Source organism: Paenibacillus jilunlii, from assembly GCF_900102965.1.
GTDB classification, from domain to species: Bacteria; Bacillota; Bacilli; order Paenibacillales; family Paenibacillaceae; genus Paenibacillus_AQ; species Paenibacillus_AQ jilunlii.
This window is the reverse complement of the sequence record NZ_FNGM01000019.1, coordinates 12,872-36,300: the sequence shown is the minus strand read 5'-3', so window position 1 is coordinate 36,300 and position 23,429 is coordinate 12,872. Positions and strand designations below refer to the sequence as shown.

Sequence of the window (23,429 nt, the reverse complement as noted above, 5' to 3'; positions counted from 1 at the left end):
CACCACCTAAAAAAGGCAACAAAAAAAGATGTCCGCAGCCAGCTCTGGCTTCCGTGACATCTTATGCATGCAGCTATGCAGTTTAGAATATGAGCTTGAATACGAGTCCTGCCAGCACTGCGCTGATCGGAATGGTAATAAACCAAGTGATTACAATCCGTCCGGCCACTCCCCATTTCACAGCGGAGAAGCGCTTGGCTGAGCCAACACCGAGAATGGACGATGTAATGGCATGTGTCGTACTGACCGGCAGGTGCAGCAGCGTAGCCGAGAAAATAACGGAAGCGGCAGAAATATCAGCAGCGAAGCCGTTAATCGGCTCAATCTTGAAAATCTTGGTCCCCATGGTCTTGATAATTTTCCAGCCGCCGATCGATGTTCCGAGCGCCATCGATGTAGCCGCGGCGATTTTGACCCATAAAGGAACCTCCATCGTATCCAGGCGGCCCGAGGTAACAAGCGCAAAGGTGATAATCCCCATCGCCTTCTGGGCATCATTGGTACCGTGTGTAAAGGATTGAAGCGCCGCTGTAATCACTTGCATGGAGCGGAAGCCCTTGTTCACGGTATGCGGACTGCGATTGGCGAAGATCCATTTCAGGATCGTCATGACAATATAACCAATTACAAAGGCAATCAGCGGGGAGAATACGAGCCCCTCGACAATCTCGATAAAACCATGCCATTTAATATGCTCCGTACCGGCACCTACATAAACCGCTCCTGCCAATGCCCCAATAAGCGCATGGGAAGAGGAGGACGGAATTCCCAGCCACCAGGTCACCAGATTCCAGATAATCGCGGCGATTAGCGTGGCTATGACGATATCTATCCCGTTGTCCAGCAGGGTTGGGTCCGTGATGCTGCCGCCGATTTTTTTGGCAACGCCTGTGAACATCAGCGCCCCGATGAAGTTCATCGAAGCCGCCATAATAATGGCCGTCCGGGGCCGGAGCGCCCGCGTGGAGACCGAAGTGGCGATGGCATTAGCCGTATCGTGGAACCCGTTGATGAAATCGAAAGCCAGCGCGAGAAAGATAACAAAACCCAGCACAAATAATGATGTTTCCATATTTCAGGCCCCTTATGAGTTGCGCATGATGATCGATTCCAGCATGTTGGCTACATCTTCGCATTTATCGGTTGTAGTTTCGAGCCGCTCGTACAGCTCTTTACGCTTGATCAGCTCAATAGGGTCTTTTACCGTCTCAAACAGAGCTTTGGTGCAAATGCGAAGGACTTCATCGCCTTGGTTCTCCAGGTCGTTCAGACGGATGGTGTACTCGCGGATCGCCAGCAGCTTCTTCTGGGAGAGCAGATGAACCGCTTTTTGAATTTCATAGGCGGATTGGCGGAGAATCTCTGCGAACTGCACAATATATTCGTCCGGTTCGAGCAGGTTGTACATATAGAAACGTGAGGCTGAAGCTTCCAGACCGTCAATAACATCATCCATGCTTGTGATCAGGTCCATAATATCGTCGCGTTCCAGCGGTGTGATAAAGGTTTTGTTCAGTTCCTTGATAACGGTGTGCGTGTACGTATCGCATTGGGATTCATATTTCTTCATTACCCCTGCGAAGTTCTCTACATTTTCCCGGAGAGTCGTAATATTCTGAGCGAAATAGTCTGCTGCCTGGACAATGGTATCGGCCATATTTTCAAGTGTCTCGAAAAATATGTCCTTTTTTCTCAACTTCATTAGTTTAAACCCCTTTACATAAAATTGCCGTGAAAACGTGAAGCCATTCAAATGTAAACTGCATGAAAATGAATGACAACCCTTGTTATCTTATCATATCAATAGAAGGGATAGAAGTAAAAGAAACGAACTTTTTTACACTATATTAACAATTCCCTCAAATCGGGAAAATAATCATCCGTACAGCAGGCATTTGCTCAGCAATCAGGTAGAAACTGGAACCCGGGATACTTCCATATGGCTGCTGAAGGTGGGACTATTGGGTACAATCAGAATATGGGTGACGCCTGGATACATCGCTGCCTCTGTGCCGTCACTCTTCACGAAGCGGATTACATCCTCAGGCTTGCGCGACCATCGGCCCTTCACTGCTTGCCCACGCTGGAACAGCACAGCTTCGCCGCCAAGCTCGATGTCAATCTGCAGTCTCCCCACATCGTCGAGCACTTTATGGTCCGCCCCCATCACAATCACATTGGCTGCCTCCACCGGATTGCCGTTGTTCAGGTCCAGATGCGGCTTGCCGTTGACCCAGCGCAGATATGTCCCCCGCTCACTGCTGTATTTATAGCCTACGGTATAGCTTTTGAGCAGGAAATTGATTTTGAACTCTGCCGCAGGCTCCCCTTCGGTCAGCACATCATTCTTATCCGTGAAAAGATACCCGGGAACCTCAGCGGTTCCGGCGTATCCGAGCTTGTCCGCCCCCTCGCGCAGCTTGGCGGCATTGCTGTAGAGATTATGCGGCGCTTTGCGTTCCTTATCCCGCCAGAAATACGCCCCGGCCCGGCCAATCTCATCCATGTCATCCTTTTTCTCCTTCTGGAGAATGGCATACGCCGCCGGGCTTCCTCCGGCATGCACCGTCACTCCTCCGTAGCTTTCACCGATGTCGATCAGATAGGGCCGGATGCTGCGGATCGGCCCGATTTTGACCACGCCGGTATGGCTCTGGAAAATTCCGACCAAGCGCGTAATTCCGCCTTCGGCCAGCACCTCATACAGGATATCCGCCTCACTGATCCCGGACTGCGGCCGGGCCGCCGGCGCGTTGTTGATCATGACCGCCAGAGGGCGGGGCAGACTCATTTCCTCCAGCGGAAGCCCGGTCAGCCCGGACGTGATTAACCCTGCCGCAGGCTCGGCTGTCGGCGACGGCCCGGCAGAGGGGGCAGGCGATGGCGATGGTGCAGGAACAGGTGCTGCCGTAGGAGCAGGCACCGTCTCCGCTTGCTGTGCCCCGCAGGCGGTAAGGAGCAGGGCTGCAAGCACACAACCGGAAATTAGACGGGAAGAGTAACGGCTTAGGGTCATATGTATTTTTTCCTCCTATATTTTTACTGCGTTCAGTGACTTCAGAAGGGTTGACTGCGTTTTGTCAGCCTTTCTTCCATTTAATCACAGCCGGGTGCGTTTGTCTTGATTCCGGCGTATAAAAAAGATACAGCGTATCACGCTGTATCCTTCATGTCTCGTATGTGTAAGTGAGTTAGTCAACCATCCAGCAGTTCAAGCTGAGCGTACCGTACTGGTAGGCCTGAATCATCAGCTGGGCGCGCCTGCCCTCATCGGCTGTCCCCATTACATAGAAGAGCGGAACAAAATGCTCCCGTCCATAGGTGGGAACCGCATCGCGTACATGCGGCGCTTTTTTCTCGTAAGCGAACAGGGAAGGCAAATCCCATGTTGTCAGGCCATTGGCGATCCAGGCATCGAAGTCAAGCGCCCATTGCTCGGGCTGATCGTCCTGCTTCAGCAGCCGCAGATTATGAACAAGCCCTCCGCTCCCGATCAGCAGAACCCCCTCATCCCGCAGCGGAGCCAGCATCTTGCCGATATTGTACTGCTCCTCCGGGGAACGCAGGGAATCGACAGATAAAGCCACTACAGGAATATCGGCAGCCGGGAACATCTTCTTCAGAATCACCCAGATTCCATGATCCAGGCCCCTTCCCAGTACAGGCTGGTGAGGGAGATTATTCGCGGTAAAAAGTTCGGAGATTCGGCGGCTTAGTGCGGGATCACCCGGGGCCGGATAGGTCAGCGAGTACATCTCGTCCGGAAATCCATAGAAATCATGCAAGGTTTCGTGCTGTCCGTCGACTGTAATCAGCTGCTCAGGGCTGTCCCAATGCGCAGAGAAGACTACAATACCGCGTGGAGTCCCCAGATCAGCCCCCAGCCGTTCCAGGAACCGGGTATATTCGTTATCCTCAAGGGCAAGCAGCGGAGAACCATGTGCAATAAAAAATGCCGGTAATTTCATAGGGTGCCAACCTCCATAACCCAGTATATGGTCTGCCACTTTATTTTACCGCTTATTCTGAGTTAATGCGAGTGGAGGACAACCCCTGGTGCACCGGAAATCTTAATGTAGCGGACAGACAGCGGCGGTTCTACCGGCAATAAGGATATATAAAGCTGCTTCCAGAATTGAACGCGTACTATATCATCCAGTTCTGCCATTCTTCCTGAATATGCTCCTGCTGATTCATCCAATCCTTCGTCCGCTTCAGCACCTGGGCTTGGGCGGGACCCGATGAGAAGGTATGATCGGCCTGAAAAATCACCTCTTTGTCGCAGCGCCCCTCCGGGCGGGTCCAGAACAGCTTCTGGTAGAGGAAGGCATAATCCACAGGAATCACATCATCAGAGGTTCCGTGAATCACCAGCACGTCGCCGCTGAACTTGCCCGCTTCCTGAAACGGCTGAAAAGCGGCAAGCGAGTTGAAATAAACCGGAGTGAACGAGTAGCCGGCAAAGTCCGCGGAGCCGCTTGTCACTGCACGGTCATATGCTTCTCTTCCCACAATCTTTACGATATCATTGAACGGGTAGCCCACCGCTGCCCACAGCACGAGATTCTTGATCCGGCGGTCCCGCACTCCGGTAAGCAAGGCCACTGCACCGCCAAGACTGTGTCCGATCAGCGTGATCCGCTGCGGGTCTACATCGGCAGAGCTGATTCCATAATCCAGTACGGCCCGGGTCTGGGCAATCATCGATTCCATGTCTTCACTGCCGTAATTTCCGCTGCTCTCACCGCAGCCCACATAGTCAAAGCGGATAACCATATACCCGTCTGCAGCCAGTTCCCGTGCAGCCTTGACAAAAATCCGGTCAACTCCGATCCGGCTGCCGACGAACCCGTGGCAGATTACCGCAAGCGGCACACGGTCCTTGCAGCGTCCTGAAGTCCCCTTCTCTCTGGCTGGATAATGGATACTTGCTGTTATTTCTTCCCCGTTATGCCGGATGATAATATTCCGTTCCATTGCCGGACCCCTCCTCCAAAAGTACACTATTTCAAATTATAATTATCCCGATTAAATTAGTCAGATTAATATCTTAATTATACGTTTTGTGCTATCGTTGTCAATAAGCTGCCGGGATAAGAGTCCATGCGGGGAAGAAAAAGGCCCCCTTCGCTTCCAATAAGGAGCAAAAGGAGCCCCGGCACAGGACAGGCTAAGCCTCATTCATAGCTCTGGTGAAACATATCATGTGTTTCCTGTCTGCCTTCCCAGTCTCCCAGCCCATTGTCAGGCTCTCCCTGCGCAGAATCCCATAGGCTGAAGCCGTCTGAATTGCCCCAATCTCCAACTTCACCCGCCAGCGCAGGCGCGAAGCCGTCACCCACAAATTTGCCGGGTTCCTCTCTTTTCTCAGTATCCATAATGCTCCCTGCCTTCCTTGAAGCCATAGTGGTGAAGCAGTATCATTATCAGTGTTCACTCATCCATACGGATTATTCATGGCAGGGGCAGAACGGCTTGTCCTTGCGCTCAACCGCCGCCCAAACGTATACTCTAGGTTAAAGGCTACTCTGATCAACTATTGGAGGTTTATATTTCTGCTATGAAAGTCAAAGCCATGATTAAGCAAAATAACGCGCTCCGTGAGCAGATGACACCGTTTAACCGCTCTTATTATGAAGATATGCTGCTGGGGCTCCGGGCCAGCAAGGTGGACCCCGTCCGCACCGAGGAGCTGCTGCTGGAGGCTGCGGCATTGCTGCTGGAGGGACAGGGCAAAGGCAAAAACGCCAAGCAGATTTTTGGCGAACATCCCGAGGATTACTTCAAGGAGATTGCGGGCAGTGCTCCCGCACGCAAGGTGCGCAGCAAGCTGAACTACTACCTGATGATTCCCTGGGCGGCCCTGACCGGACTGTTCAGCGTGTATGCCATCTCCGGACTGCTCCTGTTATGGAGCACAGGGGAAGCGGGCATGTTCGGACAAATCAGCATCTTTACCATACTTGCCGTAGGGGCAGGCTCTATCGTCCTTATCGAGATCATCATGAAGTGGCTGTCCTCCTTATCCGAAGATGATGCCCCGAAGCCCAAACCCTTCGATATTAAGGGCCTCGGAATTTATGTGGGTATAGCCATCATTGTGGTATTCCTGGGCATTTTTCTAGACAACCTGTTTCCGGTCATTTCTCTCTCCCCATGGGTGAGCCTTGTTGTGGCGGTGGCTGGAGGGCTTGGATTGAAATTTATATTCTTCAAATCATAGATGCCACATTTCAATTCCAACTCATAACAGGAGGAACATTGCCATGAAGATAAAAACAACGATTCTAACCGCAGCGGTAGCTGCAGCTCTGGGATTGCAGGCAGGCCTTCCCGGACATGTGCTTGCCGAAGGTTCGGGAAGCAGTACCAGCGGATCAGCCGCAGCAGGAAGCAAGCCGGCAGCATCGGCCAACAGCCATGCGGAGGCGGTATATAAGGCAGCTCTGCCGCTGCTGTCCTCTTCCGCCAGGCTGCCGGAGGCTATTAAATATCTGAACAGCAATATCTATGCGCTCACCCCCTACCAGGCAACCGTGTTGACCCTGAAGCTGGAGAATCTCCACAAGGCTGCACTGAAGGCATGGGAGAGCAAATTCATGAACAGCATTGTCCAGAGGAAACTTACCTCCGTCTATAAGGCGGGGATCAGTATGGCCAAGCTGGCCGAAAGCACAGATGACACTTCTTTGCGAAGCCTGCTGAAGAGTGCGGGGGAAAGCGGCTATAAGCTGGAGACGGCTGAAGGCTCATTTTTTCCGGTGATTGACTATGCGGCTTACCGCAAATATAGAGTGTACGTCACGGCTGATATCCGTTATTATATTTCGATCATGGGCACGGAGACGGACCTTCCTTCCTCTAAGGATAACGGTCTGGTCATTTCCTGGGGAGATGTTGCCGCACGCGCACTTTCCCAGGAGGAGTTCATCCAGAGCTACCCTAAGTCCAACCGCATTTCGGCGGTAAAAGCCTTGTATTCCACCTATGTGATTAATACCTTTTATGGACAGAACAATACTCCCCTTTTCCATTACGACAACCTGGAAATGGATCTGGAAGCGCAGAAGGCCTACAGCGGCCTGCTGACCAAGAATAACGGCAGCAGCCCGTTTCTGCAGAAGCTGGATGGCCTTATGAAGCTTCTGAAGGACAATGGATACAAGCTGGATGATGGCGTAACGGAGTATCTCAAGTCTGAAGTACCGCAGTCCTGATCCTTTATTATGCAGAAGGCCCGCCCCATTATCTCTGGGGCGGGCCTTTTATAGTGCTCCGTATCGGATCGGGAATTAGATCAGCATATTAAACAAGTTGGGGTCCTTGTTGATTTCCAGATAATCTACACCCTTCTGCTTCATGCGTTCGATAAGCGGGGTGTAATCCTCCTTATGCTGAAGCTCAATGCCGACCAGCGCCGGACCATTCTCCTTGTCATTTTTCTTCGTGTATTCGAAGCGGGTAATATCATCCCCCGGTCCCAGCACCTCGGCCAGGAATTCACGCAATGCTCCGGCACGCTGCGGAAAATTAACCATGAAATAATGCTTAAGACCTTCGTAAATCAGCGACCGTTCTTTGATCTCCTGCATCCGGTCAATGTCATTATTGCCGCCGCTGACGATGCAGACTACCGTCTTGCCGCGGATTTGGTCACGGTACAGATCAAGTGCCGCGATGGGCAGTGAACCCGCAGGCTCTACAACAATCGCATTCTCATTGTACAGCTCCAGAATGGTTGTACAAGCCTTGCCCTCCGGCACTTTTACCACATCGTCCAGGCGGCGGGAGCAGATATCATAGGTCAATCCGCCGACCCGCTTCACGGCAGCCCCATCGACAAATTTATTAATCTCTTCCAGCGTAACTACTTCCCCGCGCTGAAGCGCTTCGCTCATGGATGCCGCCCCGGAAGGCTCGACGCCAATAACCTTGGTAGACGGGCTAACCGTCTTCACATAGGTAGCCACACCTGCCGCTAGTCCACCGCCGCCAATGGTGACAAACACAAAGTCTGCAGGCTTGTCCAGACTCTCCATGACCTCCATAGCAATCGTACCGTTGCCGGCGATAATGCGGGGCTCATCAAAAGGATGGATCAGTGTCATGCTATGATCAATGCACGCCTGCAGCGCCTCATCGTACGCATCATCGAAGGTATCCCCCTTCAGAATAACCTCTACGAATTCACCGCCGAACTTACGGACCTGCTTGATCTTCTGATTAGGGGTCGTGCTTGGCATATAAATCTTGCCTTTAATCCCCAGCGCCTTGCAGGAATATGCTACCCCCTGCGCATGGTTTCCCGCGCTCGCACAGACAATGCCCTTGGCTCTGTCCTCTGCAGACAGGCTGCGGATCATATTGTAGGCACCCCGGATCTTGAAGGAGCGGACAATCTGCAAATCCTCACGTTTCAAATACACACTACAGCCGTATCTGGCCGACAGTACTGCATCCAGTTGCAGAGGGGTGCGTACAATAACTTCCCGCAGCACATGATGAGCACGCACTATATCTTCCATTCCGACGATCCGGTCTTCGCCTTCTCTCATTTTCTCTCGCCTCACTGTCTCTATCTAATCATTTCGCTTCTTGTAACATACTATCCCGAGGACATTTTATCAAGTATTGTCCGCTCCCGGCAATACAATTCCCCGGAACTCAAGTTTTGAATCCGGATACGGTATCGGGCAGCAGCAATCTGGATAATATCAACCTTTCACCCGGAACTGTGAATTAACTGTGTCCATGTCAGGTGTTTTACGAAAACTAACATAGTTAAATAAGCATTTACTTATGTAAACACCTGTTTCAGAGTATTAATCCAAATTTTATCAGAAAATCACGCGATTCCATGTCATGTTTATGGTTCAAAAGAGAGGATTAGCAGTGATGTGGGGGGAGTCCAAAAAGGTGGATAAAAGATGAGGATTAGCAGGAGCGTTATTAGTCACAGGCATTCTAATTGCAGTTACTCATGTGAAGCCCGCAGCGTAAGCACCCTGCTATTCCAATTACATTTAAGTATGCTGGCGCATCTAGTGAATAATAGAAGGTTGTGTAGTGCGCAGATGGGGTATCCCTCCGTTTTATGACGCGGAGTTTGCGGTGCGGTACAGCTGTGAACGGGTTGGCCATAGCTCTTCGGATGCCAGCCGGCTGCCGGCTGCGCCTGATCTTTTTTTCACTTGGGTGATGTTGCTCCGGGTGTATTGATTAATCAGTTCGTCGAGTACCATCGATTGATGAAGCACAGCTGGATGATCCAGATCGTACTGGTATTGCAGATTATTCAAATCTTGCCGGGCTTGTTCCAAAACTTGTTTCAAACATTCTTCTTCTCTCACTCTTATCCCTCCTCTTTTAGTATTTTAGAGGGCTATGTCTTTTTCGGGGTGAAAATTTTTTCAGATAATTTTAGAGAGTATTCAAAAAAAGACCAGCCGGGGACTGGTCTTTTTTCAACTATCTATCTAACTCCAGAATAATAATGATTGATTAACCCCCATGTGAATCGGAGAAAATAACAATGCCATGCGAGGTACCCGAATGAACTGGAACAACTAGCACCAGGGCAAAACTAGCTACGACCAATAGGGATGCCAATATTCTTTTCATGTTCTTCTTCCTCCTCTTTTAATAGGTTCTGATATCTATTTTGCGTTTCTGGGGATGCCAGTACTCTATATTTCTCAAATAATCTCACACAGGCGAGAATACGGGTTTCATTGTTGATGAGAGATGACTTGGACAGACTAGCCAATAAGTATTCAAACCCAACCTGATACAGCCCTTGCTTCAGATAGTACTGGGCAACCCCATACAGAAAGCGGGCATGCTGCTCAGAGGCTACCTGCTTCGTATATACACCCACAGCCTCTTGATGTTTGATCTGCATGTAGCCTTTGATTTCTGAATCAAAATACTGCAGAATGACATCCACATTAAGATCGAACAGGTTGGCAGCGGTTGTTATGTTAAGTAAGCCCACTAACAGCTCATCCTTATTCTTTTCGATATAGGATACATAATCGGCAAGCACACTTTCATCCCCGCGCATCAGCTTGGATACGTAGATGTTAGCCTGTGCCCATCCTTTATACAGCTTCAGCCAATGCAGGGTTTCTTCATCGGTTTCCTTAACCCAGCTCAAGTCTTCATAGGCGTATGTATATTGAATTCCCTGCTCATAATCGTTCCTGGAATCGCAGACGCTCCCACGAAGCAGATAAGAGAAGGCCAAGTATACAAACATCGGTTTCTTAGGTTTCTTAGGCTGCTCCCGTTTTGCTCTCGCTGGCTTTGGTGTCGTAAAAAGCTGAATTTTTGCCAGCCGCCCCATTTCCTCGGCTATCCGTTCCACTTTGTCCCAACGCCTCAGCGAACGGTAGGTATTCGCCAGGTCTCTAAGCGCATCAAGCTGGTCGATCTCATCAAGCCGGTCTACAAAAGGCTCAAACTGGAGCGCACACTGGAGGTTGTCCTCCTGATTATCGCTTAGCCGAAGCGTAAACAGGCGGTACTGGCAAAAAGCCAGCCGTTCGGAATGCTGTCGCCTCTCACTGAGGGCAACGCTTTCATAGAGCAACGCTGCCGCGGCGCGTCTGCCTTCCGCGAAAAATTCTTCAGCTGTCTCAAACAGCAAAGGAGAATACGTCAGGTTGTCCAGGAGCAGCGGCAGGATTCGCCTGATGCAATCCAGCTTGTCCAGCTCCGCACAACGGTACAGAAAGGGTCTGACCCTGCGCCAGTTCGGTACGGCTTCAACCATACATTCCTGAATATACTGCTCGTAAAAATGCCCTTTGGGCATGCCCAGCACAGCAGTCATCCGGTCCAGCTGATCCACGCCCATAATCCGGTTACCCTTCAGAATAGAGCTCACCGTACCTGCATTAAGACCCGCCAGCCTTCCTAACTGGCTGAAGCTCAAAGCTTCCCGTTCAATAAAACTCTCCAGCTCGGTGCGAATCGTAGTTGCATGGTTCAAAAAAAACCACCCCTTAGAAACGCTTCACAATGGCGAATTTCCCCGCTTCAGCTTCGCTAGCATTTGATAATATTTCCTAATATATTGCAAATATAACCATTACCTGCGGCGATGTCAATTCATTTTTTCGCATTCTCTTTTTTTCTGCATTATGTTATATAATACGCTATTTTTTGCGTGTAATTTGTTCGAGATTGCCAGAAACCATCCTATTCTCTTCTTGTTGAAAGCGAAAAAAGCCCACCAGCCGAAGCCAGCGGGAAAACAAATCAAGTTATTTAATGGAAATCTGTAAGCGGGCCATCTATATTTCAATTTAGCATTGCCTAACAAGCCTTCATAAATTCTGCGGCAATTCCAAGTGGAAAAAGGATAACTAATTTGCACCAGCACACCGATCTCCGCAGCCTAAGTGGAAAAAGGATAACTAATTCAGCTTAATTCGCCTCTGAAGGGGTGAGACTTCTCAATTAAGTTCCATTTTTCCACTTGGGTCTCTCTATTGTTGATTTGAAGGGGAGATAAGTTCCCTTTTTCCAACTAGCTGGTGTTCAACTATTTCTTCGGCGGTGTTAGTGAAAAAAGACTATCGAATCCGGCTGATTCCCTCAACTTTGGATGAATTCGCTCAATTCACGTCTATCCTTCCCCCAACTTTATACAGTTTATCTCCAAAGGTGAGCGAAATGATAATTTACTAAATAACAAACAATCACAGCCGCATGCGACTGTGATCGGTTATTGGGAAGATACCTTTATTGTTTAAGCATCCACTTCAGCAGATCCGGTACGCTCGCCCATAGGCGGGAGTGCATAATGACATATTCAATCGCTTCGTTAGAATCGCCCATTCCGACAAAATCAGGGAGGTTATGCGGCAGCCGCTTCACACCCAGCAGGTAATCGGGCACATGCTTGTTCACACCCCGGGCCACACGGTACAGCATTTTGAGCTGGGAGGTGATCCCGTTCTTCTTATACTCCAGAATGATCCGGTCATAGGCAAAGGCGGCTGCAGCGTCATCTTTGCCATACTTCTCCAGCACCTGCTCTGCCTGCTTCAATTGGTTGCTGTACAGATACACAGCAGTGAGCAGGTAGCGTGCTCCGGTATTGTCTTCCGTATTCAGCTCCAGAATATGCTCCAGGATTTGTGCTGCTTCTTTGGCATTTCCGCCAAACCAGCAGGATTCGGCGTAGCTTTTACATACCCGGATGTATGGACGGGTCTCATGAAGCCCCCAGAAATACCCTTTGTTCTTCTCAAAAAACAGTTCGCCCAGCTCGCGTTCGCCTGCTGCGATTCCGGCCTTGAGGTAAGCCCGTGCATCATGCTCATTGTCCGACTCCTCAGCCAGAATAAGATACGCATCAGAGCTGTCAGGATACATCTCCAGCGCCGTTTCCGCCAGCTGTATTCTCCGTTTCGAAGAGCTGGCTTCCATCGCTTTGTACAGCAGAGCCTGCGCTTTGTCCTTCGGTGTGCCTGGGCCGTTCAGCATCATCAGCTCGTCCGCTTCGCCGCCCATGCCGTATTCCTCAATGTAATTGAGCATCTCCTTCACCTTGCGGGAGATTGTCGCTGCCGTTACCTCATATTTGTCGGCTAGCTCAGCCTGTGAAACATTGAAACCGTATTCCTCGGACAGCAGATACTCAATTGCAGCACAGAACGAGCCTGTCTTCTTCACGGCAGGTCTGGTCTGGCGGGAATAGCCGTTCCATAACACCAGAGCTTCAAAAATCAGCTCCCGCTCGTATTGGTTCCTCATGCTCTCAATAAGCTGCAAGGCCAGCTGCTCGTGAGCCGGATGCTCCCATTTCAGTTCACGCGCCACCATCTTTTTCAGCTTGGTCAGGGTCAGCTTGCCCTCAGGCTGAATCGAGGTTTCCTGGACCGCCTGTTCCATTTCCGGCCGGGCAGCTGCCAGCTCTTGTGCGGCCGCCGCTTCCTCCGTTGTTACCAGCCGCAGTATGGATTCTACCGCAGAGGACTCCTTGTCCAGGCAGCATTTCTTATATTTTTTCCCGCTTCCGCATGGGCATAAGTCATTTCTTCCAACCTTACTCAAAACTAATTCCCCCTTAAATCTGTCACTAACCATTCGCATGAGCTCATTGCTGGTTAAGCACTACAGGCATCATTTCCCGGCACGAGGCATTCTATATCACTTACAACTTTCGGCGATTTAAAAAAGGCCTTTCCTGAAAGGAAAGACCCTTTATCTGTATATATCCGCACATTTTTTCCCCCGTACGAGTTGTATTATAGCACTTCTTCTACCACTTGTCAGTCCTTTTTTAGGACTAATAGCGTAAAAACTTGCTCTAATACAGTTCTTTATCCTCAGATCAGTGCCTTCATGGCAATGTCGCTGCGGCTGTGCATTCCGGGAAATGAAATCTTCGCCACGCTGGCGTAGGCTGCTGAACGCGCTTCGGCAATGCTTGCTCCCATGCCAACAACTCCCAGCACGCGTCCGCCGTTCGTTACCCAAGTCCCGTCTTCATCACGCTCAGTTCCGGCATGAAAAACCAAGTCATTCGAGCTGTTCTCAAGACCGGTAATGGGTACTCCTTTCGGATAAGGCCCAGGGTATCCCTCAGAAGCCAAGACTACGCATACCGCCGCTTCCTCACTCCACTCAATGTCGGCCTCTGCCAGTCTTCCTTCCGTAACCGCAAGGAAGATCTCAAGCAGATCACTCTTGAGTCTTGGAAGAACGACCTGTGTCTCGGGATCGCCGAAGCGTGCGTTAAATTCAATGGTCTTCGGTTTGCCGTCCGGTGAAATCATCAGGCCGGCGAACAGCACACCGCTGAATGGACGGCCTTCCGCTACCATTGCCCGGGCTGTCGGCTTAATAATCGTCTCCACCGCTTCCTGGATAATCGCTTCGTCAATATGCGGCAGAGGTGAGTAAGTACCCATACCGCCGGTATTGGGGCCTTTGTCGCCGTCAAATACAGGCTTGTGGTCCTGTGCAGCAGCCATCGGACGCACGGTTTCTCCATCCACAAAGGCAAGAATCGACATTTCCTGACCGGCCAGAAACTCCTCAATGACAACCTGTGCCCCGGCTTCCCCAAACACCTTGGTCACCATGATATCCCGCAGGGCGAGTTCCGCCTCTTCCCGGGAGTAGGCTACAGTCACACCTTTTCCCGCCGCCAGCCCATCCGCTTTGATGACAATCGGCAGTCCCTGGCTGCGTAAATAAGACAGCGCTGCTTCGTATTCACTGAACTTCTCATAGGCAGCGGTAGGGATGCTGTATTTATGCAGCAGATCCTTCATAAAGGTTTTGCTGCCTTCAATTTCCGCTGCATTCTTCCGGGGGCCGAATACGGGAATATGCTGCGCTTCGAATGCATCGACAATGCCAGCCGCCAGCGGATCATCCGGCCCGATGACGACATAGTCAATGCTCTTTTCCTTGGCAAAAGCGGTCAGCTTATCGAACTCGAACATGCCGATCGGCACACATTCGGCCAGCTGCGCAATCCCGGCGTTGCCGGGTGCGCAGTAGATTTTACCCGCTTTGGGACTGCGGGACAGGCTCCAGATGATGGCATGCTCGCGGCCGCCGCCGCCCACTACTAAGATATCCATTGAAATGAGTCCTCCCAGCGTTCTAGTGTTTGAAATGGCGAACGCCGGTGAAGACCATGGCAATACCATATTCATTAGCAACTTTGATGGACTCTTCGTCCTTGATGGAGCCGCCCGGCTGAATAACCGCGGTGATGCCGGCTTTTGCTGCCATTTCCAATGTATCGCCCATTGGGAAAAAAGCATCGGAGGCCAGCACAGAACCCTTGGCTTTCTCCCCGGCCTGCTCAATGGCGATCTTCGCCGCACCGACACGGTTCATCTGGCCCGCACCTACGCCGACTGTCATATCATCCGCCGCCAGCACGATGGCGTTAGACTTCACATGCTTAACAACCTTCCAGCCGAACAGCAGCTGCTTCAATTCTTCTTCTGTAGGCTTGCGGTTCGTCACAACCTGCAGTTCTTCCGGATTGACGGAATGCACATCGCTCTCCTGAACGACCATGCCGCCTTCAATGGAAGTCACCACAAAGCTGGATTTCCGCGCTGCAGCCGTGCTTAGATTGCCCAGTTTGAGCAGGCGGATATTCTTTTTCTTCGTGAGAATTTCCAGCGCTTCCTCTGTGAAGCCCGGCGCCAGCACGATTTCCAGGAAAATATCCTTCAGCATATTGGCCGTATCGGCATCAATAATCCGGTTGGCTGCTACGATTCCGCCAAAAATGGAGGTTGGATCGGCATTATAGGCTTTTTGATACGCTTCATATACGCTCGCCCCTACGCCTACGCCGCAAGGATTCATGTGCTTAACGGCTACCACAGCCGGCTCTTCGAACTCCTTCACAATCTGCAGCGCCGCGTTGGCGTCATTGATGTTGTTGTAGGACAGCTCCTTGCCGTGCAGCTGCTCGGCAGAGGTCAGCGAGTCTTGAGCGGCCAGAGGTTTGCGGTAGAACGCTGCCTTCTGGTGCGGATTCTCCCCATATCGCAGATCCTGAATTTTCTCGTAAGTTACCGTATAGCGCTCCGGCAGCGGTTCACCGGTCACATTCGCCAGATAATCGGAAATCAGGGCATCGTAAGCCGCCGTGTGGCGGAACACTTTTGCCGCAAGACGTTTGCGGGTTTCCAGAGTGGTATCTCCGCCTGCACGCACTTCCTCAAGCACCGTGGCATAATCGGCTGCATCCACAACCACACTGACAAAAGCATGGTTCTTCGCCGCCGAACGCAGCATCGTAGGTCCGCCGATATCGATGTTCTCGATCGCTTCCTCATACGATACATCCGGTTTGGCAATCGTTTCCGCGAACGGATAGAGATTCACCACAACCAGATCAATGTAGTCCAGACCCAGCTCCTGCATCTGCCGTGTATGTTCCTCGTTGTCACGGACCGCCAGAAGGCCGCTGTGTACGGCCGGATGCAGCGTCTTCACGCGCCCGTCCATAATTTCCGGGAACCCAGTCACATCCGAAATGCCGATAACCGGTACGCCTTCTTTAGCCAAAAGGGTGCTAGTGCCGCCTGTGGAAATGATTTCTACGCCCAAAGCAGACAACCCGCGGCAAAAATCCACGATGCCTTGTTTGTCCGATACGCTGACCAGCGCTCTTTTGATACTCACTTTGAATAGTCCTCCTCCGGATGATCCTTAATTTAGTTGGGGGTAAATCGTACTAGGGAACTCTGCTATGTGTAAAATTAACGTTATCAACCTCAATGCAGCTGTGAGAGACGGTGCACCAATCTCTGCTTATTTCAACATCAACTGTGCAATAAAGAACAAAATCCGCCTTCTTCCGGGCAGCCGCTCACCGTTTGTGCAATATTTCCCGAGAAATATCAGAACCGGGCGGCTATTCCCGAATAACTGTCTTTCTTTCATCCAACATTACTCTTCCTTCAGCCAAAGCACGCACAATCTCAGGGTACAGCTCATATTCAACTTGATGAATGCGCTCTGCCAGCGATTCCGCAGAGTCGCCAGGCTCCACGGCCACACTGCGCTGGGCAATGACAGGGCCGGTGTCCATGCCGCCATCGACAAAATGCACCGTTACTCCCGTCAGCTTCACACCGTAATCCAGCGCTTGGCCAATGGCGTCCTTTCCGGCGAAGGCGGGTAAAAGCGAGGGATGGATGTTCACGATCCGGCCGGCGTAAGGCGCCAGCAGCACCGGGGTAATCAGCCGCATATATCCGGCCAGAACGATCAGGCCGATATTCCGCCGCTGCAGCTCGGCTACAATCTCGGCCTCATAGAGCTCGCGGCTTGCGAAGTCCTTCGGCCGCAGCAGCAGGGCGGGAATGCCCGCCTCCTCCGCCCGCTTCGCCACCGGTGCTTCCGGCCTGTCAGATACCAGCAGCTCTATACGCCCTCCGCCAAGCCGTCCTGCCCGCTCCGCCTCTGCCAGTGCGGCAAAATTGCTGCCCTGCCCGGAGGCAAAAACAGCGATCCGGCTCCACTGCATCACACTTCAGCTCCCGTAAAGGTAACGATGCGTTCCCCTTCCGTTACTCTGCCAATCCGATAGGCTTCTTCCCCGGCCGCTTTCAGCAGTTCCAGCGCACGTTCCCCATCTGCCTCAGCCACAACCAGCACCAGTCCCACGCCCATATTAAAGGTGGTGAACATATCACGGTTGCTGACGCCGCCTTTCTTCTGCAGCAAATCAAAGATCGGCAAAACCGGCCAGGAGCCGTAGTTGATGTCCACATTCACACCTTCCGGCAGCACACGCGGAATGTTCTCGATGAATCCGCCTCCGGTAATATGGGCCATGCCCTTGACCGGCAGCTGCTCCAGCAGCCCCAGCAGCGGCTTCACATAGATCTTAGTAGGCGCCAGCAGTACATCTGCCAGCGGAGCGCCCAGCTCTGGCACCACATCGTTCAGCCCATAGCCGTCTTCCTCCAGCAAAAGCTTGCGCACCAGCGAAAACCCGTTGCTGTGCACACCGCTGGATGCCAGGCCAATGACCGTATCTCCAGGCGCGATATCCGCACCTGTCACCAGCTTGGCCTTGTCGGCTACACCCACCGTGAATCCGGCGATATCATATTCACCCGCCGAATACATGCCCGGCATCTCAGCCGTCTCGCCGCCGATTAGTGCGCAGCCCGCCTGATGACAGCCTTCGGCAATCCCGGCAACAATTGCTTCAATCTTTTCGGGCACAACCTTGTCGCAAGCCAGATAATCGAGAAAGAACAGAGGCTCTGCACCCTGCACTACAATATCGTTCACACACATGGCTACCGCATCGATGCCAATCGTGTCGTGGCGGTCTGCCGCGAAAGCGATTTTGAGCTTAGTGCCCACACCATCGGTTCCCGAGACGAGCACCGGCTCTTCATACTTGTCTTTGTTGAGTCCGAAGAGTGCACCGAACCCGCCGAGCTCTGTCATCACTTCCGGACGGAATGTACGCTTCACATGCTTCTTCATGCGTTCAACCGCTTCATTGCCAGCCGCAATATCCACTCCGGCGTTTTTATAAGCTTCCGACACTATTGGACACCTCATTTGAATTAGTTTAGAGCGCGTGTTCGGGGCGGCAGGGATTTGAAGCTTGGTGGTTGTAGTCGTTATTACGAGGAATGTTTGGACTTCCGGTCGCTGTTATGTTTGGATTTCCTTGATTTGAACCGCTGTACGCGGTAGAAATCCAAACATAAAGGCGAACGCTATCGCTCCTCCAGTTCCAAACTTCCCCTCCATAACTCCAACCACCGGGTTCAAACCCCGCCGCAAGCCGAAGTAACGCGCCTTGCACAGGGCAATTAGTCGGCGCTTTTGGCGAAGCCAAGCGCCTCCTTTAGCGAGAGCACCCCCGCTTTTGCGCAGCAAACAGGACGGGGGCTTGAGCCTTGCTCTTCGCGCACGGGGCGAAGCCGCGCGCGCCATGTAGCGAGAGAACCTCCGATTTTGCGGAGCAAACAGGCTGATTCTTGAGCGTTCAGGCCCGGCGGGGCATCAGGCCGCCAGGGCGTGGTGCGCCGTAAAGCGTGTCCGCAGGACAAAGCGGTCCCCGCACCCACGCCCTCTTAGAAAGTTTAGAGCAAACTCCTACCGCCGAGCTTTCGGGTGGCCGGAGGGCAGCGCCCTCTGGAATCCCCCTTTGCAAGGGGGACTTAGGGGGATGGGCCCGCGACTTAGGGGGATGTCCCAACTAGCAACTGCACCCGTCCTTCTCTTCCCCGCCAAAGTCCACCTGCGTCGGGTAATCATTATCGAAGCAGGACAGACACAGGCCGCCCTTATAATCTCCGCTGTTGTAACCGCCGATGGACTGGATCAGGCCTTCCGGCGTAAGGAACGCCAGCGAATCGGCATTGATCTCCTTGCACATTTCTTCAATCGTCTTGTAAGAGGCGATCAGCTCGCGGCGGTCCGGAGTATCGATGCCGTAGAAGCAAGGATTCTTGAAAGGCGGCGAGGTAATCCGCACATGGACCTCGGTCGCTCCGGCTTCGCGCAACAGGTTGACGATCCGGCGTGAAGTGGTGCCGCGCACGATGGAGTCGTCGATCATGACCACGCGCTGGCCTTCAACGACGCGGCGCACCGCGCTCAGCTTCATCTTCACGCCCTGCTCGCGCAGTTCCTGGCTCGGCTGGATGAAGGTGCGGCCGGTGTATTTGTTCTTGATGAGGCCAAGCTCATAGGGAATGCCGGTCTGCTCTGCATAGCCGATGGCCGCCGAGATGCTGGAATCCGGCACGCCGGTTACGATGTCAGCGTCAACGAAGGCTTCCAGCGCCATCCGGCTGCCCATCCGCTTGCGGGCGGAGTGAAGGTTGGAGCCGTTCAGATCGCTGTCCGGCCGGGCAAAATAAATGTATTCCATCGCACACAGCGCCTTGCGCTGCGGCTCGGCAAAACGGTCTTCCAGGAAGCCGTTCCGGTCAAGCACCAACAACTCGCCCGGCTCAATGTCGCGGACGAACTGAGCACCGATGACTTCCAGCGCGCAGGATTCCGAAGCAAAAATATAGGCTTCACCTACACGCCCCATCACAAGCGGACGGAGGCCATGCGTGTCGGAAGCTACGATCAGCTTATCATTGGTCATCAGCAGGAAAGCGAAACCGCCGACCAGCTGCCGGAGGGCATCTTTAGTCGCTTCGACAAACTCCTTCTGCGAACGCGCAATCAGATGCGCCAGCACCTCTGTATCGCTTGTGGTCTGGAAGATGGACCCGCTCTGCTCCAACTGCTTGCGGATCAGCGGCTCATTTACAATATTCCCGTTGGTGGCAATCGCCAAATCCCCGTCACGGTATTTGAAGACCAGCGGCTGCGCGTTGGTCAGACGGCTGTCGCCGCTGGTGGAATAGCGCACATGGCCAATGGACATGTTGCCGATCAGCGAGGCGATTTTGTCCTTATCGAACACTTCCTTGACCAGTCCCATGCCGCGGTGATAGTGGAAGTCTCGTCCGTCTGCGACGCAGATGCCCGCACTCTCTTCCCCCCGGTGCTGCAGGGCATGCAGGCCGTAATATGACATGGAGGCAGCCTCCGGGTGTCCGAAGACCCCGAAGACGCCGCATTCTTCTTTTAGCGTATCAAAAATATCTCCCGAGCCCGTTCCTTCGTTGTAAAAGTCGCCGGTCCACAGGATGGGGTTCTCCTGCCTGTTCCCGGTCTTTATTTCATAAGACATGGAATAGCATCCTCCCAAGTGGTTTTTAGTGCGGCTACAGTCTCGTCCAGCACGGCTTCGCCGTCCAAGGAAACACGCAGTCTGCCGCCGCCAACAGTTCCGATAATTTCAGCCGGCACGCCATAGGCAGCTACTGCTGCTCTCAGCTCTTCCGCACGGCCAGGTGCAGCTGTCAGTACAATGCGGGATTGGCTCTCGCTGAATAACGCCACATCTCTGCGCAGTCCGCCAGCAGACCACTCCACATTCGCACCGATAGAGCCGCTGATACAGCTCTCAGCCAGCGCTGCGGCCAAGCCTCCTTCGGAGAGGTCATGCGCCGAGCGGACAAGTCCGCTGCGGATCGCCGCAAGAACGGCATCCAGCAGCTTCTGTTCGGTTGCCAGATCCAGCTCCGGCGGACGTCCTTCCGTCAAGCCGTGTACGGCATATTGGAATTCGCTGCCGCCAAGCTCGGCTTTGGTAACGCCCAGCAGCAGAATAGCATCACCCTCCTGCTTGAAGGCCTGAGTGGTAATATGATCGGTATCTTCCACTAGACCCACCATGCCGACAACCGGTGTCGGATAGATCGCTCCGGAGGCATTTTCGTTGTACAAGCTGACATTGCCGCCAATAACCGGTGTGTCCAGCACGCGGCAGGCTTCAGCCATACCGTCTACAGCACGTTCCATCTGCCAGAAAATTTCCGGCTTCTCCGGACTGCCGAAATTCAGGTTATCCGTAATCGCCAGCGGCTTGGCCCCTGAGCATACGATGTTGCGCGCCGCTTCACTGACTGCAATCCGCCCGCCAACTTCCGGGTCCAAATAAACGTAACGCCCATTACAGTCGGTGGTCATTGCGAGGCCCTTGCGTGTGCCATGAATCGTCACGACCGCCGCATCGGAACCCGGACGGACCGCAGTGCTTGTCCGCACCATGTAATCGTACTGGTTGTAGACCCATGCTTTGCTTGCTACTGTCGGTGATGCCAATACGGTATGCAAGGCACCGCCCAGATCCTTTACTTCTTCGTAACGAAGCGTATCAACCGATGCGTTCTCTTCATAGTAGGCAGGCACTGCTGAAGGTTTTTTATAAATCGGGCACTCATCCACCAGCGCCGTTACCGGCATATCACCGACAACCTCGCCATGATGGAACAGCTTCAGGCGGCCGTCATCGGTTACCTTGCCCACTTTACGGCAGATAACCCCCCAGCGGTCAAAAATCTCCTGTGCCTGTGCTTCATCCTTGGGTTCAACCACAAACAGCATCCGCTCCTGCGACTCGGACAACATCATCTCGTAAGGCGTCATGCCGTCTTCACGCTGCGGCACCTGATCCAGATACAGCTCCAGGCCGTTGCCCGCTTTGCTTGCCATTTCGGCACTGGAGCAGGTCAATCCGGCTGCGCCCATATCCTGAATGCCCAGCACGATGCCGCTGTCGATCAGCTCCAGGCAGGATTCCATCACCAGCTTTTCCATAAACGGATCGCCGACCTGCACCGCTGTCTTCTTGGCTTCCGATTCCTCACTCAGCTCAACGGAGGCAAAGGTTGCGCCGTGAATCCCGTCGCGTCCGGTAGGAGGACCTACGTAGAACACCGGGTTGCCTACACCTTTGGCGACACCGCGCTGGATTTTGTCATGATCAATGAGTCCGACACACATGGCATTGACCAGCGGATTGCCGTCATAGCTGTTGTCGAACATAATTTCGCCGCCCACAGTCGGAATCCCGATACAGTTGCCATAGCCGGCAATACCGGATACGACATGCTCGAACAAATACTTAACCCGGTCGCTTTCGAGCTTTCCGAATCGCAGGGAGTTCATCAGCGCCACCGGTCTTGCGCCCATGGAGAAAATATCGCGGATAATCCCGCCCACCCCGGTCGCCGCGCCCTGGTAAGGCTCAACTGCCGAAGGATGGTTATGGCTTTCGATTTTGAATACAACTGCCTGGTTATCTCCAATATCAACGATCCCGGCGCCTTCGCCCGGTCCCATCAGCACGCGCGGCCCGCTTGTAGGAAAACGGCCCAGCAGCGGCTTCGAGTTCTTATAGGCACAGTGCTCCGACCACATTACACTGAACACGCCGATTTCCGTGTAGTTTGGCTTGCGGCCCATGAAAGAAGTGATGAGCTCATATTCGCTGTCCGACACTCCGAACTGATTGTAGATTTTCTGCTCCGCGATTTGCTCAGCGGTCGGCTCCTTAGCGGATACTTGCTGCGTCATAACGATCCCTCCATGTCTTGAGAATGGATGTGAACATCCGTTTGCCGTCTTCCGAACCAAGCAGGCTGTTCGCCGCGCGTTCCGGGTGAGGCATCATGCCAACCACGTTGCCCTGCACATTGCAAATCCCGGCGATATGCTCCACGGATCCATTAGGATTATCACTATATGTGAACACGATCTGATTATTAGCTTTTAGCCCGGCCATAGTTTCTTCATCACAGTAATAGTTGCCTTCACCATGGGCGATTGGAATGACAATCTCCTCATCCTTCGCATAATCAACTGTAAACGGCGTAGTGTTATTAACCACCTTAAGCACCGTATCATGACAGCGGAACTTCATCGACATATTGCGGCGCAGTGCACCTGGCAGCAGGCCGGCTTCGGTCAGAATCTGGAAGCCGTTGCAGATGCCGAGCACGAATTTGCCCTGCTCTGCAGCTTTGGCCACTTCACCCATCACCGGAGCAAACCGGGAAATCGCGCCGCAGCGCAGATAATCACCATAAGAGAAGCCTCCCGGCACGAGAATACAGTCATAAGCCGACAGATCAGTCGCTGTATGCCATACATATTCTACTGGTTCGCTGAGGCTGTCTTCTACCGCCTTGTAGCAGTCAATATCGCAATTGGAACCCGGAAAGACAAGTACAGCAAATTTCATGACTTTTAGTCCTCCAATTCGTATCGGTAATCCTCGATCACCGTATTGGCCAGCAGCTTTTCACACATTTCCTTCAGGCGTCCTTCCGCTTCAGCGCGGTTATCGGTATCCAGGGTCAATTCCATATACTTGCCAATGCGCAAGCTCTCCACTTCCTGAAAGCCAACGGAATGCAGCGCCCCTTGCACGGCTACACCCTGGGGATCGAGCACACTTTTCTTGATGGTGACATACACTGTCGCTTTTAACATACGCTTGTAGTTCCTCCTAAAATTTAATGAGCTTGGCTTGGCGTGATTAATGATCGGTA

The 23,429-nt window shown here is 52.6% G+C and carries 20 protein-coding genes; 2 read left to right on the top strand and 18 right to left on the bottom strand.

What is annotated here, in order from left to right; translation table 11 throughout:
- Positions 1-82: 82 nt before the first annotated feature.
- The 6 genes from BLQ82_RS25115 to BLQ82_RS25090 form a co-directional block, all read right to left on the bottom strand.
- A complete protein-coding gene (locus tag BLQ82_RS25115; RefSeq protein WP_062524178.1) occupies positions 83-1,072 on the bottom strand; it encodes an inorganic phosphate transporter in 990 nt (329 codons plus the stop codon).
- Between the two features lie 12 nt (positions 1,073-1,084).
- The gene (locus BLQ82_RS25110; protein WP_062524177.1) at positions 1,085-1,702 is read right to left on the bottom strand and encodes a DUF47 domain-containing protein; all 618 of its coding nucleotides are present in this window, start codon (positions 1,700-1,702) and stop codon (positions 1,085-1,087) included.
- Positions 1,703-1,906: 204 nt separating this feature from the next.
- Positions 1,907-3,016 (bottom strand): DUF3048 domain-containing protein, encoded by a 1,110-nt coding sequence (locus tag BLQ82_RS25105; RefSeq protein WP_062524176.1) that lies wholly within the window; start codon positions 3,014-3,016, stop codon positions 1,907-1,909.
- 175 nt (positions 3,017-3,191) lie between these two features.
- Positions 3,192-3,968, bottom strand: a complete 777-nt coding sequence (locus BLQ82_RS25100; RefSeq protein ID WP_062524175.1) for a DODA-type extradiol aromatic ring-opening family dioxygenase — start codon at positions 3,966-3,968, stop codon at positions 3,192-3,194.
- Between the two features lie 178 nt (positions 3,969-4,146).
- Complete coding sequence (locus BLQ82_RS25095) at positions 4,147-4,977, bottom strand: alpha/beta hydrolase family protein (protein ID WP_062524174.1); 831 nt, start codon at positions 4,975-4,977, stop codon at positions 4,147-4,149.
- A gap of 200 nt (positions 4,978-5,177) precedes the next feature.
- Positions 5,178-5,378, bottom strand: a complete 201-nt coding sequence (locus BLQ82_RS25090; protein WP_062524173.1) for a hypothetical protein — start codon at positions 5,376-5,378, stop codon at positions 5,178-5,180.
- Between the two features lie 182 nt (positions 5,379-5,560).
- On the opposite strand from BLQ82_RS25090, the gene BLQ82_RS25085 reads away from it, so the two are divergent.
- Complete coding sequence (locus BLQ82_RS25085; protein WP_062524172.1) at positions 5,561-6,223, top strand: DUF1129 family protein; 663 nt, start codon at positions 5,561-5,563, stop codon at positions 6,221-6,223.
- A gap of 43 nt (positions 6,224-6,266) precedes the next feature.
- Complete coding sequence (locus BLQ82_RS31155; RefSeq protein WP_062524171.1) at positions 6,267-7,217, top strand: hypothetical protein; 951 nt, start codon at positions 6,267-6,269, stop codon at positions 7,215-7,217.
- Positions 7,218-7,292: 75 nt separating this feature from the next.
- Here the strand turns inward: BLQ82_RS31155 and ilvA are convergent, their stop codons facing one another.
- The 12 genes from ilvA to purS form a co-directional block, all read right to left on the bottom strand.
- Positions 7,293-8,555 carry a threonine ammonia-lyase IlvA gene (gene ilvA, locus BLQ82_RS25075; protein ID WP_062524170.1) on the bottom strand — a complete coding sequence of 421 codons (1,263 nt, stop codon included), beginning with the start codon at positions 8,553-8,555 and terminating at the stop codon, positions 7,293-7,295.
- A 537-nt stretch (positions 8,556-9,092) separates the two neighbouring features.
- A complete protein-coding gene (locus BLQ82_RS25070; protein WP_062524169.1) occupies positions 9,093-9,350 on the bottom strand; it encodes an aspartyl-phosphate phosphatase Spo0E family protein in 258 nt (85 codons plus the stop codon).
- 233 nt (positions 9,351-9,583) lie between these two features.
- Complete coding sequence (locus tag BLQ82_RS25065) at positions 9,584-10,993, bottom strand: hypothetical protein (protein ID WP_062524168.1); 1,410 nt, start codon at positions 10,991-10,993, stop codon at positions 9,584-9,586.
- A gap of 755 nt (positions 10,994-11,748) precedes the next feature.
- Entirely contained in the window at positions 11,749-13,065 is a 1,317-nt protein-coding gene (locus BLQ82_RS25060) for an SEC-C metal-binding domain-containing protein (RefSeq protein WP_062524167.1), read from the bottom strand.
- Between the two features lie 275 nt (positions 13,066-13,340).
- Complete coding sequence (gene purD / locus BLQ82_RS25055) at positions 13,341-14,606, bottom strand: phosphoribosylamine--glycine ligase (RefSeq protein WP_062524166.1); 1,266 nt, start codon at positions 14,604-14,606, stop codon at positions 13,341-13,343.
- A gap of 22 nt (positions 14,607-14,628) precedes the next feature.
- Entirely contained in the window at positions 14,629-16,176 is a 1,548-nt protein-coding gene (gene purH / locus BLQ82_RS25050) for a bifunctional phosphoribosylaminoimidazolecarboxamide formyltransferase/IMP cyclohydrolase (RefSeq protein ID WP_062524165.1), read from the bottom strand.
- Between the two features lie 232 nt (positions 16,177-16,408).
- Complete coding sequence (purN, locus tag BLQ82_RS25045) at positions 16,409-17,023, bottom strand: phosphoribosylglycinamide formyltransferase (protein WP_208810759.1); 615 nt, start codon at positions 17,021-17,023, stop codon at positions 16,409-16,411.
- Positions 17,023-18,063, bottom strand: a complete 1,041-nt coding sequence (gene purM, locus BLQ82_RS25040) for a phosphoribosylformylglycinamidine cyclo-ligase (protein ID WP_062524163.1) — start codon at positions 18,061-18,063, stop codon at positions 17,023-17,025. Before purM ends, purN begins: the two co-directional genes overlap by 1 nt.
- Positions 18,064-18,724: 661 nt before the next feature.
- Positions 18,725-20,221 carry an amidophosphoribosyltransferase gene (gene purF / locus BLQ82_RS25030; protein ID WP_062524161.1) on the bottom strand — a complete coding sequence of 499 codons (1,497 nt, stop codon included), beginning with the start codon at positions 20,219-20,221 and terminating at the stop codon, positions 18,725-18,727.
- Positions 20,206-22,452 carry a phosphoribosylformylglycinamidine synthase subunit PurL gene (gene purL, locus BLQ82_RS25025; protein ID WP_062524160.1) on the bottom strand — a complete coding sequence of 749 codons (2,247 nt, stop codon included), beginning with the start codon at positions 22,450-22,452 and terminating at the stop codon, positions 20,206-20,208. The genes purF and purL overlap by 16 nt, the downstream gene beginning before the upstream one ends.
- Entirely contained in the window at positions 22,430-23,119 is a 690-nt protein-coding gene (purQ, locus tag BLQ82_RS25020; RefSeq protein WP_062524159.1) for a phosphoribosylformylglycinamidine synthase subunit PurQ, read from the bottom strand. The genes purL and purQ overlap by 23 nt, the downstream gene beginning before the upstream one ends.
- Before the next feature lie 5 nt (positions 23,120-23,124).
- A complete protein-coding gene (gene purS / locus BLQ82_RS25015; protein ID WP_019913657.1) occupies positions 23,125-23,370 on the bottom strand; it encodes a phosphoribosylformylglycinamidine synthase subunit PurS in 246 nt (81 codons plus the stop codon).
- Positions 23,371-23,429: the final 59 nt, after the last annotated feature.

Coding starts and splice junctions, on each gene's coding strand:
- purD (WP_062524166.1), bottom strand. CDS start 14,606: ATGGATATCTTAGTAGTGGGCGGCGGCGGCCGCGAGCATGCCATCATC.
- BLQ82_RS25085 (WP_062524172.1), top strand. CDS start 5,561: ATGAAAGTCAAAGCCATGATTAAGCAAAATAACGCGCTCCGTGAGCAG.
- BLQ82_RS25100 (WP_062524175.1), bottom strand. CDS start 3,968: ATGAAATTACCGGCATTTTTTATTGCACATGGTTCTCCGCTGCTTGCC.
- ilvA (WP_062524170.1), bottom strand. CDS start 8,555: ATGAGAGAAGGCGAAGACCGGATCGTCGGAATGGAAGATATAGTGCGT.
- BLQ82_RS25110 (WP_062524177.1), bottom strand. CDS start 1,702: ATGAAGTTGAGAAAAAAGGACATATTTTTCGAGACACTTGAAAATATG.
- purS (WP_019913657.1), bottom strand. CDS start 23,370: ATGTTAAAAGCGACAGTGTATGTCACCATCAAGAAAAGTGTGCTCGAT.
- BLQ82_RS31155 (WP_062524171.1), top strand. CDS start 6,267: ATGAAGATAAAAACAACGATTCTAACCGCAGCGGTAGCTGCAGCTCTG.
- BLQ82_RS25115 (WP_062524178.1), bottom strand. CDS start 1,072: ATGGAAACATCATTATTTGTGCTGGGTTTTGTTATCTTTCTCGCGCTG.
- BLQ82_RS25095 (WP_062524174.1), bottom strand. CDS start 4,977: ATGGAACGGAATATTATCATCCGGCATAACGGGGAAGAAATAACAGCA.
- BLQ82_RS25105 (WP_062524176.1), bottom strand. CDS start 3,016: ATGACCCTAAGCCGTTACTCTTCCCGTCTAATTTCCGGTTGTGTGCTT.
- purL (WP_062524160.1), bottom strand. CDS start 22,452: ATGACGCAGCAAGTATCCGCTAAGGAGCCGACCGCTGAGCAAATCGCG.
- purF (WP_062524161.1), bottom strand. CDS start 20,221: ATGTCTTATGAAATAAAGACCGGGAACAGGCAGGAGAACCCCATCCTG.
- purN (WP_208810759.1), bottom strand. CDS start 17,023: ATGCAGTGGAGCCGGATCGCTGTTTTTGCCTCCGGGCAGGGCAGCAAT.
- BLQ82_RS25090 (WP_062524173.1), bottom strand. CDS start 5,378: ATGGATACTGAGAAAAGAGAGGAACCCGGCAAATTTGTGGGTGACGGC.
- purQ (WP_062524159.1), bottom strand. CDS start 23,119: ATGAAATTTGCTGTACTTGTCTTTCCGGGTTCCAATTGCGATATTGAC.